Annotated in this window: 7 protein-coding genes; 1 reads left to right on the forward strand and 6 read right to left on the reverse strand. The window is 75.0% G+C overall.

Going from position 1 to position 5,833, the window contains the following annotated elements; genetic code table 11:
* The coding region (locus tag L0B03_RS19365) for a zf-HC2 domain-containing protein (RefSeq protein ID WP_284501762.1) at nucleotides 1-135 on the reverse strand (135 nt) is incomplete at its 3' end.
* On the reverse strand, nucleotides 132-782 hold the full coding sequence (gene sigE / locus L0B03_RS12820) for an RNA polymerase sigma factor SigE (protein WP_284501763.1): 651 nt from the start codon (nucleotides 780-782) through the stop codon (nucleotides 132-134). The genes L0B03_RS19365 and sigE, both read right to left, overlap by 4 nt.
* A 159-nt stretch (nucleotides 783-941) precedes the next feature.
* Between sigE and L0B03_RS12825 the strand changes: the two genes are divergently transcribed.
* Nucleotides 942-1,574, forward strand: a complete 633-nt coding sequence (locus L0B03_RS12825) for an O-methyltransferase (RefSeq protein ID WP_250446351.1) — start codon at nucleotides 942-944, stop codon at nucleotides 1,572-1,574.
* A 53-nt stretch (nucleotides 1,575-1,627) separates the two neighbouring features.
* Here the strand turns inward: L0B03_RS12825 and L0B03_RS12830 are convergent, their stop codons facing one another.
* The 4 genes from L0B03_RS12830 to folP all read right to left on the reverse strand — a co-directional run bounded on the left by L0B03_RS12830 (nucleotide 1,628) and on the right by folP (nucleotide 5,831).
* Nucleotides 1,628-3,235, reverse strand: a complete 1,608-nt coding sequence (locus tag L0B03_RS12830; protein ID WP_308200054.1) for a leucyl aminopeptidase family protein — start codon at nucleotides 3,233-3,235, stop codon at nucleotides 1,628-1,630.
* Nucleotides 3,236-3,283: 48 nt separating this feature from the next.
* Nucleotides 3,284-3,451, reverse strand: a complete 168-nt coding sequence (locus L0B03_RS12835) for a DUF3117 domain-containing protein (RefSeq protein WP_250446339.1) — start codon at nucleotides 3,449-3,451, stop codon at nucleotides 3,284-3,286.
* 143 nt (nucleotides 3,452-3,594) lie between these two features.
* Nucleotides 3,595-4,953 carry a hypothetical protein gene (locus tag L0B03_RS12840; RefSeq protein ID WP_250446342.1) on the reverse strand — a complete coding sequence of 453 codons (1,359 nt, stop codon included), beginning with the start codon at nucleotides 4,951-4,953 and terminating at the stop codon, nucleotides 3,595-3,597.
* Nucleotides 4,950-5,831, reverse strand: a complete 882-nt coding sequence (gene folP / locus L0B03_RS12845; protein ID WP_250446345.1) for a dihydropteroate synthase — start codon at nucleotides 5,829-5,831, stop codon at nucleotides 4,950-4,952. Before folP ends, L0B03_RS12840 begins: the two co-directional genes overlap by 4 nt.
* Nucleotides 5,832-5,833 lie beyond the last annotated feature (2 nt).

Here is a 5,833-nt window from a genome sequence, read left to right on the forward strand (position 1 = left end):
CTTGGCCTCCGACTTCGCGGCGAGCCCCGTCGCGCACTCGGGGCACCCCGCCACGTGGGACATGGCCTGGTCCGTCTCGGCTGCGCTCAGCTGCCCGTCGGCGAGGGCGCTCACCCGCGTGCCCAGGTGAGTCATCGGGCGCCGCGCGAGGTCGGCTCGAGCTCGAGGGGCTCAACGCGCTCGAGGGCGACGGGGTGCGGGTCGCGGTGCGCGAGGGTCGTGCGGAGCTGGGCCCGGGCGCGGTGGATCCTGGACCGCACGGTGCCGAGCTTGATGCCCAGGGTCGTGGCGATCTCCTCGTAGGACAACCCTTCGATGTCGCACAGCACGACCGCCGCGCGGTACTCGGGGGACAGCAGGTCCAGGGCCCGCTGCACGTCCTGGTCCAGGTTCGCGTGCTCGAACCCGCGCTCAGGGGTGTCCGGACCGGCAGGCCCGGCGACCCCGTCGGCGTCGTCGCCGAGGGGGTCCATGCGGATGCGGCGCCGACGGCGCACCTGGTCCAGGAAGAGGTTCGTCGTGATGCGGTGCAGCCAGCCCTCAAAGGTCCCCGGGGTGTAGCTCGACAGGGACCGGAAGACTCGCACGAAGGTCTCCTGGGTGAGGTCCTCGGCGTCGTGCTGGTTGCCGGTGAGCCGGTAGGCCAGGCGGTAGACCCGGGCCGAGTGCTCGGTGACGATCTGCTCCCAGGAGGGCGGGACGTAGGGCTCGTCGGGACTGACGACCGAGCGGACGTCGTCCTCGACCCGGGTCCCGGGCGCCGCGGTACGGGGGGTGCGCAGTGGCCGCACGCGTGCTCCCTCCCTCGTCGGACGGTCGTTCTCGCCGCACCCTGCGACGAGGCCATCCTCCCAGACCCAGAACGCGTGGCGCGGTCGGGGTGTTCCAGCCCGGCGGTAGCATCGGGGCACGTCGATCGCACCTGCCCCGGGAGGGACACCATCTCCACCGACAAGTCCGCGAGCTGGGCCTTCAGCGAGGACTTCCTCCCGTCCGACGACGTGCTGCTCCGCGCCACGGACCGTGCGGCCCAGCTGGGATGCACCCCGGTCTCGACCGGGACCGGGGCCCTGCTGCAGCTCCTCGCCTCGGTGCTGCGCGCCTCGACGGTGGTGGAGATCGGGACCGGGGCCGGGGTCTCGGGGCTGTGGCTGCTGCGCGGCATGACCCCCGACGGGGTGCTCACGAGCATCGACAGCGAGGCCGAGCACCAGCGGGCCGCGAAGCAGGCCTTCACCGAGGACGGCGTCCGTCCCACGCGTGCGCGGACGATCACCGGCCGTGCCCTCGACGTCCTGCCACGCCTGACGGACGGGGCCTACGACCTCGTCCTGGCCGACGGGGACCCCCTCGAGCTCCCCGAGCACGTCCGGCAGGGCCTCCGGCTGCTGCGCCCGGGCGGGGTCCTCGCGATCGCGCACGCCCTGCACCACGACCGGTTGCCCGACCCGGCCCGCCGCGACGAGGTGACCACGACGCTGCGGGAGGTGGTCCGGACCCTGCGCGACGACGAGCGGGTCGTGCCTGCTCTGGTGCCCAGCGGAGACGGCCTCCTGCTCGCCTCGCGTCGCTGACCTCCGTCGCCGCGAGAGCGTCGGCGCCAGCCGGTCGGGACGGGGAGAACGGCTCAGCGCAGCTGGGACAACCAGCGGAGCAGGACCCTCGTACCGAAGCCGGTCGCTCCTTCGGGGAACTCGTGGGAGGCCGCAGCGGCCCGGGCGGGTCCCGCGACGTCGAGGTGCGCCCAGCGACGGCGGCCGACGAACTCCCGGAGGAAGAGCGCCGCGGTGATCGACCCGCCGCCGATCGTGGGGTCGCTCGGCACGTGGCGCAGGTCGGCCACGGTCGAGCTCGTCGCCGGGAGGTAGTCCTCGACCAGGGGCATGCGCCAGAGGCGCTCGCCGCTCTCCGTGCCGGCCTGCACCAGGGCTGCCGCGAGGCGGTCGTCCGGGCTGTAGAGGGCACCGTGCTGCCGCCCGAGGCCCAGGGTCGCGGCTCCGGTGAGGGTCGCGACGTCGATCAGGACGTCGGGGTCGAGGTCGCGGTCGGCGTGAGCCAGGGCGTCAGCCAGGACGAGGCGCCCCTCGGCGTCGGTGTTCGCGATCTCCACGGTGGTGCCGCCGTACAGGCGAAGGACGTCACCGGGCCGGTAGGACGAGGCGCCCACGGCGTTCTCGGCGAGGGGGAGCAGGGCTGTCACGCGGTGCCGGACCCCGGCCGCGGCGGCTCCGAGCACGGTGGCCAGGGCGACCGCCGAGCCAGCCATGTCGGTCTTCATCGCGACCATGGACTCGCGCGGTTTGATCGAGATGCCGCCGGTGTCGTAGGTGATGCCCTTGCCCACCAGGACGACGTGCCGGGGCAGCGCCCCGGAGCGTGCCCCCTCGTGCCGCGGCTCGTACCGCACGGTCACGAGACGAGGCCCCGAGTCCGAGCCCCCACCGACCGCCACCAGCCCCCCGAAGCCGCGGGCCAGGAGCTCCTCAGGGCCGAGGACCTCGACCTCGAGCCCGGCCGCGGTGCCCAGGGCAACGGCCTGATCCGCCATCCACGCCGGGTTCTTGGTCGAGGAGGGCGTGACGGTCAGCACCCGTGCGGTCCACGTGGCCGCGGCCACGTGCCGTGCGGAGTCGATCGCGGACTCGGCGTACCTGCCGAGCAGGACGAGGCTCCGGGCCGCGGCAGGACCCGGCGCCCGACCCGTGACCCGTGGGTGCCGGTAAGCGCCGAGCAGGTACCCCTCGACCAGGGCCCGCACACCGACCGCACCCGCGTCGGCGCCGACGGTGGTGACGACCCGTCCGAGCCCTCGGGTCGCCCGGGCGATCGCCGCCCCTGCGCGGCGCAGCGCCACCGGGGAGCCGTCCCCCAGGCCGACCAGGACCACGCGAGAGGGCAGGTCCGACCACGGCAGGTCCGCCCCGCCCCCGATCGGCCGGGGCAGGGGCAGGACGTGGGCCTCCCCCGCGGTCCCCCGCGCCCCGAGGCGCTCGGCGATCTCAGCGAGGTCGATGCCGTAGCGCACCGCGGCGTCGACGGTCCCGCTGCGAGGCTGCACGCCGTCCTCGCCCTCGGCCGCCGGGGCGACCGGCAGGACCAGGGCGTCGACGTCGGGCTCGGTCAGCAACGTACTCGTCGCGACGACCCCGCGTGCGGCCTCGACACGAGGCAGGTCGGGAGGCCAGGGCGCGATCACGTCGGCCTCGGCCGACCGACGACGGTGGGATCCGGGCACAACGCTCCTTCGACGCTCGGGTACGACCCTCGTGCAGAGGTGGTGCGCTCAGCCCACGACGGAGCCGAGGGCCTCCCCGAGCTCGCGGGCCTCGGTCGCGTTGAGCTCGACGACCAGGCGACCTCCACCCTCGAGGGGGACGCGCATGACGATGCCACGCCCCTCCTTGGTGACCTCGAGCGGCCCGTCACCGGTCCTCGGCTTCATCGCAGCCATCGGTGAATCCTCCCCGTCCGTCCTTGCCCGTCCCCAGTCGGCCTGTTCCGGGCGCCGCTCCGGCACGGGCCGGGCGCCGTCACCGGGCCGCGAGAGGACGGATGTCCGAGATCAGTCTAGTTCACCACGCGGGCTCCTCGGTCTCACGGCGGCCAGCCCGAGGGCGGCACCAGTCGCCAGAGCAGCGCCACCCAGGCGACCTGGGCGACGAGGCCGGCCGCCACGAGGCCTCCCACGGCCAGACGACGCACCCAGGGCCTGCCGAGGTCGAGCACCCCGAGGGCCACCACGGCCGCGACCGGGAACGCCAGGGTGGCGAACCGCACCAGGCTCGTGCCGGGCTCGACGACCACGAGCAGGTAGGCGGCGTAGGCCCCGGTCCACGCGCTGAGCTCGGGGCCCACCCGTCGCGCGGGCCGCGAGGCGAGGGCGAGTCCCACCACCAGGACGAGCCCACCGAGGAGGACCGGGCCGAACCCGCCGAGCAGCCACGTGGCCACGTCGATCCAGGGCAGGACGGGGAGCACCTCCTGCCGAGCTCGCCAGGCCGCCTGGGTGAGCACGTAGGCCTCCCCCTCCCCCGTGGCGAGCCCCACCCACGCAGGCCAGAGGACCCCCGCGAGGACAGCAGCCAGCGCGAGGACCAGCAGCCGCCACCGGTCTCGGGGCGCGAAGCCTCTCACCCCGTCGGGGACCAGGGTGACCGTCCCCGACGCCGGACCGCTCGTCGGCGACCGGTCCGCAGCCCCCTGCGTCGTCCAGGACCGGGCTGCGCGGTACCGCACCAGGGCGTGCACGAGCACGACGGCGAGCACGGGGAGGGCGACGGCGCGGGTCAGGCCCAGGGCCAGCACCACCGGCACCGCGAGCAGGTAGCGGTGGCTCAGCACGCACCAGAGCACCGCGGCGAGGAGCAGCAGAGCAAGAGACTCGGTGTAGGCGACCTGGAGCACGGGAGAGGCCGCCGCGGTGGTGAGGAGCACGACGGCGAGGAGGCCGGCGCTCGCGGCCCTGCCCTCGTCGAGGGCGGGACCGCCGTTCCCCGTGGGCCTCGTCAGGGCCAGGACCACGACCCGGTTCACCACGAGCATCGCCGCAGCACCGATCAGCAGGGCCAGGCTCGGCGCGAGCACCTGCCACGGCAGGCCGGTGAGGGCGGACCCCGTCCGGACCAGGACCGGGAAGAGGGGGAAGAAGGCCCACGCGTTCTGCAGCACCCGGCCGTCCTCGCCCCGAGGCAGCCCTTCGGGGTAACCGTCCTCGGCGATCTGCCGGTACCAGCTCCCGTCCCACATGAGCCCCACGTACTCGAGGTAGGACGGCGCCGCGCCGGTCCACGGGTTCGCGGCCTGGGTCCGGGCGACCAGGGCCAGCACCCCGGCGCTGAGGAGCCGGGCGGCCCCGTGCACCACGAGGACCTGCACCCACCACGGCCAGGCGCTCGGCCGCAGCACCCGTACGGGCCGTCCCGGGGCGGGCGCGACCTGATCGCGCTGCGTCACACCAGACCGCGCACGGCTCGTGCCGGAGGCAGGTCGCCGCGCAGCACCGCGACCATCTCCACGAGCCGACGGGTAGGGCGCACGTCGTGGGTGCGGAACACCGCGGCCCCCTGCCACGCCGCCACGGCCGTCGCGGCGAGGGTGCCCTCGAGCCGCTCCTCGACGGGGAGGTCGAGGGACTCACCGACGAAGTCCTTGCGGCTGAGTGCCATGAGCACCGGGTGCCCGAGGGCGACCAGCCGCTCGGTCCGACGGGTCAGGTGGACCGAGTGCCAGGTGTTCTTGCCGAAGTCGTGGGTCGGGTCGACGAGCACCGAGGCAGGGTCGACCCCTGCGGCGACCGCGCGCGCAGCACCGGCTCCCACCGTCGCGAGGACGTCCTCGAGCACGCCGTCGAGCGGGTCCTCGGCCCGGGGCCCGGCCGGGTAGACGGGCCGGAGCGGATCGGTCCGCGGGGCCAGCCCCCCGGTGTGCGAGCACACGACCCCGACGCCGTGGCGGCCGGCGACCTCGACGAGGCGAGGGTCGTGCCCGGCCCAGGTGTCGTTGAGGAGGTCGGCCCCTGCCACGACGACCTCCTGGGCCACCTCCGCCCGCCAGGTGTCGACGCTGATGGGGAGGTCGCGGAAGGCTGCACGCACCGCCATGACCACCGGCAGCACCCGGTCCACCTCCTCGGCCACCTCCACGGCTGCGCCCCGCCCGGCCCGCACCCCGCCGATGTCGACGAGGTCCGCGCCGTCCTGCACGGCCTGCTCGACGGCACGCAGCGCCGACTCGTCGTCGGCCGAGCGCGCCGCAGGGTAGAAGGAGTCCGGCGTGCGGTTCACCACAGCCATCACCGCGGGCCGGCCCGGGGCGAGGACCCGGCCGCGCAGGC

The organism is Actinotalea sp. C106 (assembly GCF_023630195.1).
In the GTDB taxonomy this organism is placed as follows: domain Bacteria; phylum Actinomycetota; class Actinomycetes; order Actinomycetales; family Cellulomonadaceae; genus Actinotalea.

Coding starts and splice junctions, on each gene's coding strand:
- L0B03_RS12835 (WP_250446339.1), bottom strand. CDS start 3,451: ATGGCTGCGATGAAGCCGAGGACCGGTGACGGGCCGCTCGAGGTCACC.